Annotated in this window: 13 protein-coding genes; 5 read left to right on the forward strand and 8 right to left on the reverse strand. The window is 55.5% G+C overall.

Features of this window, described 5'->3' with window-relative positions; translation table 11 throughout:
- The first annotated feature begins 86 nt into the window (after nucleotides 1-86).
- From galU to AC2FI7_RS10850, 3 genes are all read left to right on the forward strand, one after another.
- Nucleotides 87-980, forward strand: a complete 894-nt coding sequence (gene galU, locus AC2FI7_RS10840) for a UTP--glucose-1-phosphate uridylyltransferase GalU (RefSeq protein ID WP_010441499.1) — start codon at nucleotides 87-89, stop codon at nucleotides 978-980.
- 70 nt (nucleotides 981-1,050) lie between these two features.
- On the forward strand, nucleotides 1,051-2,487 hold the full coding sequence (locus tag AC2FI7_RS10845; protein WP_010441501.1) for a mannose-1-phosphate guanylyltransferase/mannose-6-phosphate isomerase: 1,437 nt from the start codon (nucleotides 1,051-1,053) through the stop codon (nucleotides 2,485-2,487).
- Nucleotides 2,488-2,681: 194 nt separating this feature from the next.
- A complete protein-coding gene (locus tag AC2FI7_RS10850; protein WP_010441503.1) occupies nucleotides 2,682-3,758 on the forward strand; it encodes a DUF2793 domain-containing protein in 1,077 nt (358 codons plus the stop codon).
- Between the two features lie 35 nt (nucleotides 3,759-3,793).
- On the opposite strand, the gene fcl is transcribed toward AC2FI7_RS10850, so the two are convergent.
- The 5 genes from fcl to AC2FI7_RS10875 all read right to left on the reverse strand — a co-directional run bounded on the left by fcl (nucleotide 3,794) and on the right by AC2FI7_RS10875 (nucleotide 8,401).
- Nucleotides 3,794-4,780, reverse strand: coding sequence for a GDP-L-fucose synthase (gene fcl, locus AC2FI7_RS10855; protein WP_496816143.1), 987 nt, complete (start codon nucleotides 4,778-4,780; stop codon nucleotides 3,794-3,796).
- Nucleotide 4,781: 1 nt separating this feature from the next.
- Nucleotides 4,782-5,906 (reverse strand): GDP-mannose 4,6-dehydratase, encoded by a 1,125-nt coding sequence (gene gmd, locus AC2FI7_RS10860; RefSeq protein WP_010441507.1) that lies wholly within the window; start codon nucleotides 5,904-5,906, stop codon nucleotides 4,782-4,784.
- Nucleotides 5,907-6,000: 94 nt separating this feature from the next.
- Complete coding sequence (locus AC2FI7_RS10865; RefSeq protein ID WP_010441509.1) at nucleotides 6,001-7,083, reverse strand: helix-turn-helix domain-containing protein; 1,083 nt, start codon at nucleotides 7,081-7,083, stop codon at nucleotides 6,001-6,003.
- Between the two features lie 59 nt (nucleotides 7,084-7,142).
- Entirely contained in the window at nucleotides 7,143-7,880 is a 738-nt protein-coding gene (locus AC2FI7_RS10870; protein WP_010441511.1) for a hypothetical protein, read from the reverse strand.
- The gene (locus AC2FI7_RS10875) at nucleotides 7,877-8,401 is read right to left on the reverse strand and encodes an RNA polymerase sigma factor (protein ID WP_010441513.1); all 525 of its coding nucleotides are present in this window, start codon (nucleotides 8,399-8,401) and stop codon (nucleotides 7,877-7,879) included. Before AC2FI7_RS10875 ends, AC2FI7_RS10870 begins: the two co-directional genes overlap by 4 nt.
- A 98-nt stretch (nucleotides 8,402-8,499) precedes the next feature.
- Between AC2FI7_RS10875 and AC2FI7_RS10880 the strand changes: the two genes are divergently transcribed.
- Nucleotides 8,500-9,081, forward strand: a complete 582-nt coding sequence (locus AC2FI7_RS10880) for a YceI family protein (RefSeq protein WP_010441515.1) — start codon at nucleotides 8,500-8,502, stop codon at nucleotides 9,079-9,081.
- Between the two features lie 37 nt (nucleotides 9,082-9,118).
- On the opposite strand, the gene AC2FI7_RS10885 is transcribed toward AC2FI7_RS10880, so the two are convergent.
- The 3 genes from AC2FI7_RS10885 to AC2FI7_RS10895 all read right to left on the reverse strand — a co-directional run bounded on the left by AC2FI7_RS10885 (nucleotide 9,119) and on the right by AC2FI7_RS10895 (nucleotide 12,054).
- Nucleotides 9,119-10,141, reverse strand: a complete 1,023-nt coding sequence (locus AC2FI7_RS10885; protein WP_010441517.1) for a trans-3-hydroxy-L-proline dehydratase — start codon at nucleotides 10,139-10,141, stop codon at nucleotides 9,119-9,121.
- 63 nt (nucleotides 10,142-10,204) lie between these two features.
- Nucleotides 10,205-11,263 (reverse strand): ABC transporter ATP-binding protein, encoded by a 1,059-nt coding sequence (locus AC2FI7_RS10890; protein ID WP_010441518.1) that lies wholly within the window; start codon nucleotides 11,261-11,263, stop codon nucleotides 10,205-10,207.
- On the reverse strand, nucleotides 11,260-12,054 hold the full coding sequence (locus tag AC2FI7_RS10895; RefSeq protein WP_010441519.1) for an IclR family transcriptional regulator: 795 nt from the start codon (nucleotides 12,052-12,054) through the stop codon (nucleotides 11,260-11,262). The genes AC2FI7_RS10890 and AC2FI7_RS10895 overlap by 4 nt, the downstream gene beginning before the upstream one ends.
- A gap of 140 nt (nucleotides 12,055-12,194) precedes the next feature.
- Here AC2FI7_RS10895 and AC2FI7_RS10900 point away from each other — a divergent pair, with 140 nt between their 5' ends.
- Nucleotides 12,195-13,454, forward strand: coding sequence for an ABC transporter substrate-binding protein (locus AC2FI7_RS10900; RefSeq protein ID WP_010441520.1), 1,260 nt, complete (start codon nucleotides 12,195-12,197; stop codon nucleotides 13,452-13,454).
- The last annotated feature ends 5 nt before the right edge of the window (nucleotides 13,455-13,459 follow it).

Raw genomic sequence — 13,459 nt, forward strand, 5'->3', positions numbered from 1 at the left:
AGATTGATTGATGCGAATTTAAGTTTTATGTGAGGACCCCAGCGCCTACAAAGCGCACGGGCAGACTATGGAAATCATGAGGTAACATGGCACGCAAAGTCACAAAGGCTATTTTCCCCGTCGCGGGTATGGGGACGCGCTTTTTACCGGCGACCAAATCGGTGCCAAAAGAGATCATGACTTTGGTCGATAGACCGCTGGTTCAATATGCAATTGACGAAGCGCGGGCAGCCGGGATCACCGAGTTTATCTTCGTGACGTCACGCGGGAAGTCAGCGCTTGAAGATTACTTTGACCACAACCTTGTGTTGGAGCAGGACTTGAAGTTGAAGGGCAAAGACGATTTGCTTGAGATATTGAACGCGACCAATATGGAAAGCGGCGCGATCGCCTATATTCGCCAGCACAAGGCGCTGGGGCTTGGACATGCAGTTTGGTGTGCACGGCGACTGATCGGAGATGAGCCCTTTGCGGTAATGCTGCCCGATGATGTTATTGCTGCTGGCAAACCCTGCCTGCAGCAAATGGTTGAGGCCTATGAGGAAACCGGCGGCAATATGGTTGCTGCGATGGAAGTTCCAAACGAAAAGACAAGCTCTTACGGTATTTTGGATACAGGCCAAAACGTCGGTACGGTTGTCCGAGCCAAGGGTATGGTTGAAAAGCCAAAACCTGAGGAGGCACCATCAAATCTCGCCGTCATTGGTCGTTATATTTTGGGCCCCTCGGTACTGTACAATTTGAACCAGAAGAAGAAAGGCAGCGGAGGCGAAATCCAGCTGACTGACGCGATCGCCGAGGATATCGGAAATGGCGTTCCTGTATTTGGTTACAAATTCGAAGGCCAACGATTTGATTGTGGCTCAAAGGCCGGTTTCCTTCAGGCCACGGTATCGTTTGCGCTGGCCCGCGACGATCTGCGTGATGATTTAAGTCAGTATCTGCATGATATCGTTTCGTCGGACCAGGCCGCGCAATAGGTAAGATGCTTCAACCAGTTGGCATTCATTGCAATAGCTCGACCCCAAGAACACAGAGAGCGAGGGCAGCATGAGGACCGTCTATCCGGTAATTTTATGCGGTGGCTCCGGAACACGGTTATGGCCCCTGTCACGCAAAAGCTACCCAAAACAATTCGTGCCGCTGATTGGTGAAACCAGCCTTTTGCAGCAATGTGCAAAGCGTCTTAAAGGACCCGTCGAAACGCCTTACGCAAAGCCGTTGCTGTTAACCAATGAAGCATTTCGTTTCGTTGTACCTGAGCAGTTGATGGCCGTTGGAATTGACCCAGGCCCGATCCTTATTGAACCTGAAGGGCGCAACACTGCTCCGGCTGTCCTGGCGGCAGCTCTGCACCTTTCGTCCAGCGATCCCGATGCATTGATGCTGGTGGCGGCGTCGGATCACGTCATTCCGGATGCTCAGGCCTTTCACGAGGCAGTTGCGGAAGGTATCCGTACGATCGATGAGCGCGGAGACCTTGTTACATTCGGAATCACGCCTGACCGGCCAGAGACTGGATATGGTTATCTCAAACTTCGGCAGATTCCCGACGCGTCGGGTGCGTCGATTCCTCTCGATCGATTTGTTGAAAAGCCCGACCTGAAGAGCGCCGAAAGGATGGTGTCCGAAGGTAGTTACCTTTGGAATTCCGGCATCTTTCTGTTTGCGGTCCGCGATATCCTTGCGGCCTATGACCAACATGCGCCGGATCTTGTAGCTCCGGTTCAGAACGCCGTTGATCAGGCGCAGTCTGACCTGGGCTTTCTGCGGCTTGAATCCATCGCTTGGAACTCAGTTCAGGACATATCGATCGACTATGCGGTTATGGAAAAGGCCAGCAACCTCAGCGTTGTTCCTTATGCAGCCGGGTGGTCAGATGTAGGCAGTTGGTCGGCGGTGCAGGAGCTCAGCAACCCTGATACAAATGGGGTCGCTACCGCCGGTGAAGTCACTGCCATTGATTGCCACAATGTGCTGGTGCGCTCAGAATCTCCTGCACAGGAGGTCGTGGCGATGGGGCTGGAAAACGTCATTACAGTCGCGATGCCCGATGCGGTTCTGGTGGCCAGCATGGACCGCGCGCAGGATGTCAAACAGGCCGTCACAGCCTTGAAAGCAAAAGGTGCCAAGCAGGCGGAATCCCTGCCCGTCGATCATCGGCCCTGGGGGTGGTTCGAAAGCCTCGTTATCGGAGACCGGTTCCAGGTCAAGCGTATCCATGTCCATCCCGGTGCATCGCTGAGTCTGCAATCTCACCATCATCGGTCCGAGCACTGGATCGTCGTGGAGGGCACCGCCGAAGTGACGATAAATGACGATGTTCAGTTGGTGTCAGAAAACCAGTCGGTCTATGTGCCTTTGGGTGCGGTTCACCGGATGGTGAACCCCGGCAAAGTCCCGATGGTCCTGATCGAAGTACAAACCGGGACCTATCTGGGTGAAGACGACATTATTCGCTATGAAGATGTTTATGCGCGTAATTGACTTAGGTCAGTAGGCGCTAGTCGCCGTTCATCTCTGATTAAATCCCGCCATCTGCAATGCAGGTGGCTTATTTGACATTTCTCAAATCCTAACAAATCAAAAACCTAGCGTTCGGGTTCGTCAGGTGGGCTTCACTCCGATTGCGGCAGGGTGGCGCGCGATCATTGTCAAAGCGACATCTCAGGAGGACGCCCGTGCCACAGAACTCACCCCGTTTGAACCTGCCCTTTATTCAACCGTCTCAGGCCCAGAAACACGTGACCCATAACGAGGCGCTGCGTACACTCGATCTTGTGGTCCAACTGAGCGTAGTCTCCATCGACGCGACAATACCGCCCGCTGCGCCCGATCAGGGGGAGACGCACGCGCTTGGCACGGCGCCCACGGGGGCATGGGCTGGTCACGACGGCCAATTGGCGGCGTGGCTGGACAACGGATGGCATTTCATTGCGCCGGATTTGGGCTGGCGGGCCTGGGACCAAAGCTCGGAGCAGTTGAAAATCTGGAACGGATCCGCCTGGATCGACCCGCCTGTCGATTTGCAGAATCTGCCAGGAATTGGAGTCGCAACCGGATCCGACAGCACCAATCGGCTGGCGGTGCGTAGCCCTGCGACGTTGCTAACCCATGAAGGTGGTGGTCATCAGTTGAAGGTCAACAAAGCCAGCGACGGCGACACGGCCTCGCTTTTGTTTCAATCCAACTGGACCGGTCACGCCGAGATGGGCCTTTCTGGCAACACGGAGTTCTCGATCAAAGTCTCGCCAGATGGCGGGAGCTGGGTTGAAGCACTACGGTTTGACGCCTCATCTGGTATCGCGGGTGGAGCGGCAATACAGAGCAGTGCCAACGACACCACGCCTGGTCGCCTGATGCGGGCGGATTATGGGTACGGACCGGGCAACGTACTGGGCACAGTGTCACAAAACAGTGGTGTACCTTCCGGGGCTGTGATCGAGCATGGCAGTAATACAAATGGAGACTACACGCGATTTGCTGACGGCACCCAAATTTGTGCAACAACTCTTGATGCTGTCGGATGTACGACCGCAACCGGTGCCTTGTTCACCAGTGGTTCTACCAACTGGGATTTTCCCATCGCTTTTGCCGCTGGCAGCAAACCAGCCCTTAGCGGGAATGGTGGCGGGTTCGGTCGATTCGTAGGATTTGACACGCCATCGGAAACACAAACGACATTCCAGGTACTGGCGGCAATTTCGGATGCCACAAATATTGAACCATCAATGATCGCCATCGGCCGCTGGTTCTGACAGCTCAGACACCGTCCGGGCCATTGCGCGGGCGGTCACCTTTCGCGCAGATCGGTTTCTGATTGATCTAGAAACCACGCATAGGTCTGGCGAATTCCGTCGTTAAGACTGATGCCAGCACTCCAGCCCATACCTGCGAGGCGCGATACATCCATCAGTTTTTGCATCGTGCCATCCGGTTTGTCTGGATCATACGTGATCCGGCCAGTGAAACCGACGACACCCGCAATGATCGTTGCGAGGTCTGCGATCGATGTATCGCTGCCCGTACCCACATTAATGTGGCTTAACATTGGATCAGTATTTGCCTCATATATTTCGCGCGGCAGGTCCAAAACAAACACCGACGCTTCGGCCATATCATCAACATGCAAGAACTCGCGTCGCGGATTTCCGGTTCCCCATATGACAACTTCATCTAGCCCGTCACGCTGTGCCTCGTGAAAACGTCGGATCAGTGCCGGGAGCACGTGACTGTTTTCAGGGTGAAAGTTGTCTCCGGGGCCATAAAGGTTCGTCGGCATGACGGACCGGTAGTCTACGCCGTGCTGCCTGTTATAGCTTTCACAAAGCTTGATCCCGGCAATCTTGGCGATGGCGTAAGGTTCATTTGTCGGCTCCAGCGGCCCGGTCAAAAGCGCGTCTTCGCGCATAGGCTGGTGTGTTGAGCGCGGATAAATGCAGGAACTTCCAAGTTGCAGCAGCTGTTTTATACCTGCCGAAAACGCCTGATGGATCACATTGCATTCGATCATCAGGTTCTCGTAGATGAAATCCGCCGGATATGTGTTGTTCGCATAGATACCGCCAACACGGGCGGCGGCCAAAATCACGATGTCCGGACGTTCTGAGCGCATGAAATTCTGAACCTGAACCTGATCGGTCAGATCCAATTCGCTCCGCGTCCGCGTGATTAGCTCGAGTTTTTCACCTGCCTGTTGGCGCTGCTGCAGCCTTCGCAGGATCGCGCTTCCGACCATGCCGCGATGACCCGCTACATATATTCTGCGCGAGCTGCCCATTTCAGCCGTTTTCCCGTGTGACTGGCGCAGCCATCCCGTGTTCTTTGAGCAGGGCATTGCGCCGTGCGATTTTCAAATCTTCGGCAACCATTTCGGCGCATAGATCTTGCACAGAGGTCTCGGGTTCCCAACCTAGTTTTTGCTTGGCCTTGGACGGGTCTCCCAACAGCGTATCAACCTCGGCCGGTCGGAAGTAACGCGGGTTGATCCGCATCACGATATCGCCAGCTTTCAGGGCAGGCGCCTTATCACCCACTACTTCGCGAACAATCGCAAATTCCTCGACACCCTCCCCTGAAAACTCCAGCACCAAACCCAGCTCGCTGGCAGACCATTCGATGAACTGGCGCACGGAATACTGCTCGCCGGTGGCGATTACAAAGTCCTCGGGCGTCTCCTGTTGCAGCATCAGCCACTGCATCTTCACATAGTCCCGCGCGTGCCCCCAATCGCGCAAACTATCGATATTACCCATATGCAAACAGTCATCCAAACCTTGCGCGATGTTTGCAAGGCCACGAGTGATCTTACGAGTCACAAAGGTCTCACCACGCCGGGGGCTTTCGTGATTGAACAAAATACCGTTGCAGGCGTACATCCCGTAGGCCTCGCGATAATTTACTGTTATCCAATAGGAATACAGCTTGGCGACCCCATAGGGTGAGCGCGGGTGAAAAGGCGTTGTCTCGCGTTGCGGTGTTTCCTGTACCAAACCAAAGAGCTCTGAGGTAGAGGCCTGATAAAACCGGGTCTTGCCCTCCAGTCCCAGAAACCGGATCGCTTCGAGCAGGCGTAGCGTACCCAACCCATCCACATCCGCAGTGTATTCCGGCGATTCAAAACTCACCGCAACATGGGATTGCGCACCGAGATTATAGACCTCGTCGGGCTGCACTTCCTGAATGATCCGGGTCAGGTTCGAGGTATCGCTTAGATCACCATAATGCAGATGCAGTCTGGGATCTGGTTCATGCGGATCCTGATAGATATGATCAATCCGCTGCGTATTGAAAGACGATGCGCGACGTTTGATACCGTGAACGTCATAGCCTTTGGCAAGCAACAGCTCAGCCAGGTAAGAGCCATCCTGACCCGTAATACCGGTTATCAGTGCTGATTTGCTCATGATTGCGCCCCGATGGTTCTACTTCGCCTGTTTGTTCTTCCAGAAACAGCAAGACTCGTCCAAATGCAAGCAAACGGGGAATTCGAAAGATCGGTTATAATGCCGCTGTCCAGACTCGATAACGGCCCTGCCCTGTCACCTCGCGGATCAATCCTCTGTCGCTGAATTTGTCCAGATTTCGCTGTATGGCCGCGCGCGAGGCTTGGGTCAGCTCTTCGGCCAATGGTGCCGACACCATCGGCCAAGCTGTCAGCGCGTCGATCAACACTGGTGGAGTTCGCCCACTCAGATCTGATACAGCCTCGCGGGCACGTCCTTCCCAAGCGCTGATCCGGTCCAGATGCAGCAGAGCTGCAAGCGAGGCCTGACCTGCCCCACCTATCCAGGCGGATAGTTTTTCATCCAGTGAGCCTGCACCGCGCAACGCACCCGGTCCCGACAAGGAAAGCGGCATGAACAATGCTCCACCTCGCCCCATCGATGCCGCATGGCGGGCTGCAATAACGGCAGCTTCGGTATCCTGTCCAATGCCCGGAGAGAGCGCGCGCCACGCGTGGAACCCGATTGCAGCCTGGGTCACCGGGTGCAACGCAGCCACATTTCGCATCACTTCGGCCAGATCTATCACGGTCTCTGGGGCGTCCTCGATGCCCTGGGCCTGACGATCCAGAAAAGCGGTCAGCCCAGGGTCCCATCCGCCCTCTGATGGCCCAGCGCCCGAGGATAGTCGCCGCACCGCCCAGCCTGCCCGGTACAACGCCTGAACGTCATCACCCGTCGCACCGATCCGCAATCCGATCCATAGCGCTAGACGATCGACGCTGATCCGGTCTCCGGTCCACCAGCCCAAATCCGACACTTCCATTAAGGCCAGACGGTGACCCCATCCTTTCGGCCCTGCGCGCAAACGTTCATCCAGCGCTCCGAAAGTCACGGCCAGATCAGCAAGTTCAGCGGACAGTTCAGATTGAGCCGCGCGCCAATCCCTTGGATCAAAAAGGAGGCTTTGATCAGGCCTTGGGACAGACGGAAGAAATTCTTCAGGATCTTCTTTATCCGCTGGAGGGAGAAACCATAGATCCTCTTCATCCGGTGGATCGGTGTCATAGATGCTGCGCGGCCCTGCGTCCAAGGCCTCATCATCTTCTGGGTCCGGTTCTTGAGGGATAGGCTTCATATCTGGCATTCTTCGAGCATTTGCCGCAGTTCACAAGGGGTTTCCCGAAATCCCGATAGTCAACCCGCAAAGGCCGCAGTCAGAGCATGCAGCTCTCCACTCAGATCTGTCTCGCGATCGCCACCCAACAGCATATAACCATACCCATCTTTTGCCCATGTCGCGGTTGATAGGCCGCTTAGCACTGCAAGATTGACTGCCTTCGATGGGGCATTTGGACCTTGCCGGATCACGCAGAACGCAAATGGATTTCCTTGTGCATCAGCAAAGACAACCTGAACCAATGGCTTACCTTTGAATGATAAAACCTGTGTGCGCTTCAGGTCGAGGCCGGGAAGATTTTCCAACACCTCCCGATTTAAGGGTCGGCCGAGCTGAGCCTCAGCCTGAGCAAATTGCGCGTCCAGTTTTTGCGGAGAGTTATCCAGATCAGCAATCGTTTCGGCTGAATAGAGTGATTGATAAATTGCGGCTTGCTCTGCCCAGCCCAAAGCCTTCGGACGCGTCACCCAGAAGGTTGCGGATACTGCGATAACGGCAACCGAGGCCGCAACCGCCAGCAATCGAAGAGGTCCTGATTTGTATTGCTGCGGAGTGGGCGCAGGCAGATCAATTTCAGGAACCTCAGCCGGGACGTCATCAAAAACCTGCTGCACAACAGGGGCAAACGGATCCAACGCCATCAAGCGGGCTTCAAGACCCGTATCCTCTGCCACGGCCGCTTCGATGGCGTGGACTTCGGCCTCATCAAGGCTGCCCTCCAGATAGGCCAGAAGTGTTTCGTCGGAAAACTTCATTTGCCACTCCGTTGCACCGCGTCGCCCGCTTCGTGCTGCATTACGGTTTTCAGTTTCTGCCGGGCGTTGGACAACCGGCTCATGATCGTGCCGATGGGAACATCCAGCATGGCCGCAGCTTCGCGGTAACTGTACCCTTCTACAAATACAAGCATCACCGTTTCGCGCTGCGCCTCTGGCAGTTGCATCACTTGAGTAAACACCTGAGCGGCGAAAATATTCGTTTCTGAGTCGGGTCCGTGTGCAACCAATTCCGCCTCAGGTGTAACCGACAATGCTTGCGCCTTGCGCACAGACCGTGCCCGTATCTCGTTCAACCAGATCGAGCGGCAGATCGTCATCAGCCAGCTGTCCAACCGATCATATGAAGTTACCTGATGGTGCTTTTCTAACGCCCGCAAGGCTGTTGCCTGCAGCAGATCGTCCGCAACATCCGACGCCCCCGACAGAGCCAATCCAAACCGCCAAACCCGTTTCGAATGGGTCTGGATCGCGCCGCGCACGGCTTGTTCGGTGCTCATCTCAACACTCATCGAATAAATCGCGACCTGTGTGTGTTTGCTTTGTCATGGGACCGGGCCCGCTTGGTCTGAACTGTCATAGACTCTGGAGGAATGAAATGAAACTTCTGTTCAAAACAATCACGATTGCGTCGGCTTTTGTTGCAGGTCCCGCGCTGGCCGCTGATTGGACACTAAATCCCAGCGCCTCTCATCTGGCCTATGGCACGGTTAAGATCGACGATGTGGGCGAGGTCAATTCCTTCACCAATTTATCGGGCCATGTCAGCGAGGATGGCAAAGTTGAGATTGATATCGACCTGTCCTCGGTCGAAACGAATATCGATATCCGCAACGAGCGGATGATCGAACATGTGTTCCGCAAGGTAGCAACAGCCACGCTGACCGCAGAGATTGATTTGGATGAGGTGTCCAAGTTGGATGTGGGGTCCAGCAACACGGTTGAAGTGGATGCCAAACTGGCTCTGGCCGGGACCGAAGTTGAGTTCTACACCGATATGTTCATTTTGCGCGTGGCTGAAGACACTGTCATGGTGTCGACAAACGATATGGTCTTCATTAGCACCGAGGATGCGGGCGTCTCAGCGGGTGTCGACAAGCTAATGGAGCTGGCGCAACTTCCTAGCATCACCCGTACCGTCCCAGTGACTGCAAGACTGATGTTCAATCTCGATAGCTGAAGATCAACCAAAGTACGGGGTCAATTTTGGCCCCGACTTATGCACCCCAAGTATCACTCAAGCGGTAGCCACCGGGCCAAGGGTCTTCCGGGTCCAGCATGTGCTGGTGTGTGCCCGTAATCCAACCCCGCCCCGAGATTTCCGGTGTGATCGCCATGCGCCCATTCAGATCGAGCTGATCCACGATGCGGCAGCGAAACTCACTGTCGATAACCGAACGCGCATGATAGCGGTCATTCATCGACATTTGACCTTTGGCCAGCAAAACAGCCATTCGGGCCGATGCACCGGTGCCGCAGGGTGAACGATCCAGCTTGCCGGGCTTGATGGCGACGGTATTGCGACCGGTGAGGATATCGCCCTGTCGATTCAGCGGGCCTGCGATTTGGCAGAATGAAATGTGATTCCAGTCTTTGGTGGGGTGATTGAAGCCAAGCTGCTCATTGGCCGCATCGGTGATACGCGCGCCGGTTCTGGCAAGATCAGCGCCTTCATCAGGCGTCAGGTCAAAACCCAGATCAGCTGCATCGACAATTACAAAACTGTCGCCACCAAACGCGGTATCTACGCGCAGCGTCCCGATGCCCTCAACCTCGATCCGGGCATCCAGCTTGTCGACGAAACTTGGCACGTTCTGCACATAGATGCGTTCGGCCTTGCCATTGCGGCATTCGGCGCGGACGCGGACCAGCCCTCCGGGAGCTTCTAACGTCAAACGAGTTTCTGGTTCATGCATTGGAAGGATGCCGCTATCCAGCAAAACCGTAGAAACGCAGATGGAATTCGAACCGGACATCGGCGGCGTGTCTTCCGGCTCCATGATGATGAAAGCGGCAGCGGCCTCGGGGTTTTTTGGTGGAACCAGCAGGTTCACATGGCGAAAGACACCGCCGCGGGGTTCATTCAGCATGAAATCCCTTAGGGTCTGATCTTCAGCGATATGGGTTCTCTGATCCCAAACCGTTTCCCCGGGAGGCGGGGTAACACCTCCAACGATTACATCGCCCACCTCGCCTTCGGCATGGGCTGAGATCACATGGATGGTTTTGGAACTGCGCATATGGCCTCCTGAAAGCCGCTGATTAATGCGCAGTGATGCAAAACAGCTCCGGTCTGGCAAGCCCTAACGCAGCCGCTGACCCGACTCGGGATAGAACAGCATCGCGCGTTCGGGCCGGATCGAAAGCCCGATACGGTCACCGGTCGTACTGCGTTGGTCGTCCCGCTCTTCCACAATCAGCTTATCGCCATTGGGCGTCAGCAGATAAGAATAGGATACACCACCCAGCGCTTCGGTCAGATCAACAGTGCAGGTGTCACCGTTTCGATCCACCTGAATATGCTCGGGGCGAATGCCCAGTGTAACTTTAGTAACTCCACTCGGCACACTTTCAGTAACCGGGATTGCATCAGTCAGCGCGGGGTGCCGCACCATGCCATCCACGACATCGCACTCAAGGAAGTTCATGGCCGGAGAGCCGATGAAACCCGCCACGAATCTGTTATCGGGGTCACGATACAGATCCATAGGGGCACCCACCTGCTCGATCCGTCCGTCGCGCAACACAACGATCTTATCGGCCATGGTCATCGCCTCGACCTGATCATGCGTAACATAAATCATCGTTGCGCCGATTTCCTGATGCAGGCGCGCAATCTCGACCCGCATTTCCACGCGTAGCTCTGCGTCAAGGTTCGAAAGCGGCTCGTCGAACAGGAACACCTCTGGGCCGCGCACAATGGCGCGCCCAATCGCAACCCGCTGACGCTGACCGCCGGACAACGCTTTGGGTTTGCGCTTCAGATACTGGTCGAGTTTCAAAATGTTCGACGCTTCCTGAACCTTCTGGTCAATCTCAGCCTTGGCGACCCCGTTCATCCGCAGGCCAAAGCCCATGTTCTCGGCCACCGTCATATGCGGATAGAGCGCATAAGTCTGGAACACCATCGCCACCCCGCGCTTGGCCGGGTCGACATGCGTGACTTCACGTGCTCCGATATGGATTTCACCATCCGAGGTTTCTTCCAGCCCTGCGATCATCCGCAACAGCGTAGACTTGCCGCAGCCCGACGGCCCAACGAACACGCAGAACTCACCATCTTCAATCTGGAGATCAATTCCATGAATGACCTGAGTCTGGCCATACCGTTTGATCGCGCCTTTCAGGGTTACGCCTGTCATGTTGCTTGCATCCTATTCTGTTGGCCCTCGGGGAACCGCCACGCCTGTGCTTCTGTGCCGATCTGTTCAGCGACACGCCGGACGCGCGGCACCCAAGATTGTAATTGTTCAAAATCCATCCTTCCGGTCGATCCCGTCACCGATAGAGCCCCCAACATGCGGCCCCCGGTGGTCAGAATCGGGCAGGCAATACAGATGATGCCGGGCTCATGCTCTTCGTCATCAACTGCGTAACCCCGGCTACGAATCAACTCGAGATCGGCTCGCAATGCCTTTTCCGAGGCCAGGGTTTTGTCGGTGAACCGGTGAAAGCTTTGTTGCGAGATCGTCTTCTCCAACAGTGCCTCGTCCAGATAAGCCATCATCGCCTTACCGACGCCGGTACAATAAGCCGGGCCGACCTTGCCAGCCTCGGAATACATCTCGATCGGTCGCTGCGCGTTGCGTTTATCCACATAAAGCACCTGCCCGGAATCAAGCTGCGCCAGGTGCACCGTTTCCCCTGTCTCGGCGCTGAGGGCGTCCAAGAAAGGCCGCGCAATGGGCGCAAGCGAGCTTTGGGTCCATGCCGAATGAGCCAACCGCACCAGCCGCATCCCCGGAGAATATGTTTGCCGTTCCGGTTCGTAATGCAGCATGCCCTGATTGGTCAGCGATTGCAGAAAGCGATACAGCGTCGCCTTGGGGAATTTGCTGCTTTCCAGCAATTCCCCAAACCGCACAGGGCGCCCGAAGGCCGCGACCTGTTCCAACACATCACATGCTTTTCCTATTGTTCCGTCACCTGCCACGGGTGCCTGTTCTCCTTCACTTTCCCCCGGCTATGGGCACGAGGGTCTTGACAAGACTAGCCGAGTCGATGTGTAGTTTTCAATATATAAAACAAGGTTTCAATATTTGGAACCAATATGGAAGCTTAAGGGAGGAAACTATGCATTCCATGTTCAAGCGCACAGCAGCTGCTTTGGCTGCCAGTGTGGCACTTGCTGCGCCTGCCGCAGCTGAGCTAACCGGCGAGCTGCGAATCTTCCTCGATACATCCAACCCGGCGCCGCGCGCGACGATGGAAGCGATGATCGAGCGATTCGCGGCTGAACATCCCGGTCTGGAAATCGAGACCACCGTGATCGACCGTGAGGCTTACAAGACCCAGATCCGCAACTTCCTGACGGCAGACACGCCTGACGTTGCCACGTGGTACGCTGCCAACCGGATGAAGCCATATGTCGAGGCGGGCCTGTTCGAGGACGTCTCAGATCTGTGGGCCGAGCCTGAAATCGCCGACAATCTGGCATCGACCAAAGGCGCGATGACCATTGATGGAAAGCAATGGGGTGTCCCGTACACATACTATCAATGGGGGGTTTACTATCGCAAAGACATCTTTGATGAGCTTGGCTTGACCGAGCCAACCACTTGGGAAGAAGAGCTGGCCAATTGCCAGAAGATAGTTGATTCAGGCCGCGCCTGCTACACCATCGGCACCAAGTTCTTGTGGACCGCTGGTGGCTGGTTTGACTACTTGAATATGCGCACCAACGGGTTCGATTTCCACAACCAGCTCGCAAATGGTGAAATCAGCTGGGAAGACGACCGGGTCAAGCAGACCTTCGCCAACTGGAAACAACTGATCGACATGGGCGCGTTCATCGACAATCACCAGACTTATAGCTGGCAGGAAGCCCTGCCCTTCATGGTCAACGGCGAGGCGGCGGCCTATCTGATGGGCAACTTCGCCGTGGCACCCCTGCGCGAGGCAGGTCTGAGCGATGATCAGTTGGACTTCTACCAGTTTGTTGCCATCAACCCTGATGTTGAACTGGCAGAAGACGCGCCAACCGATACATTTCACATTCCGGCCAATGCCTCAAACAAAGAAGCCGCACGCGAGTTCCTGCGTTTTGCGGTTTCCGCGGACGAGCAGACCGAAATCAACAACGGTGCAAACCTCGGCCAATTGCCTGTGAACGCGCAATCTGCGGTAGATGACGACAAGTTCCTGCAGCAAGGTTTCACCATGCTGTCGTCCAACAGCCCTGGCGGTGTTGCCCAGTTCTGGGACCGTGACGCACCAGCAGAAATGGCCAAAGTCTCGATGGAAGGCTTCCAGGAATTCATGGTCAAGCCTGACAACGCGGACAAGATTCTAGCCAAGCTGGAACGCGCGCGTGAGCGCATCTACGACAACTAAGTGTA

Source organism: Ruegeria sp. YTSA064, assembly GCF_059610325.1.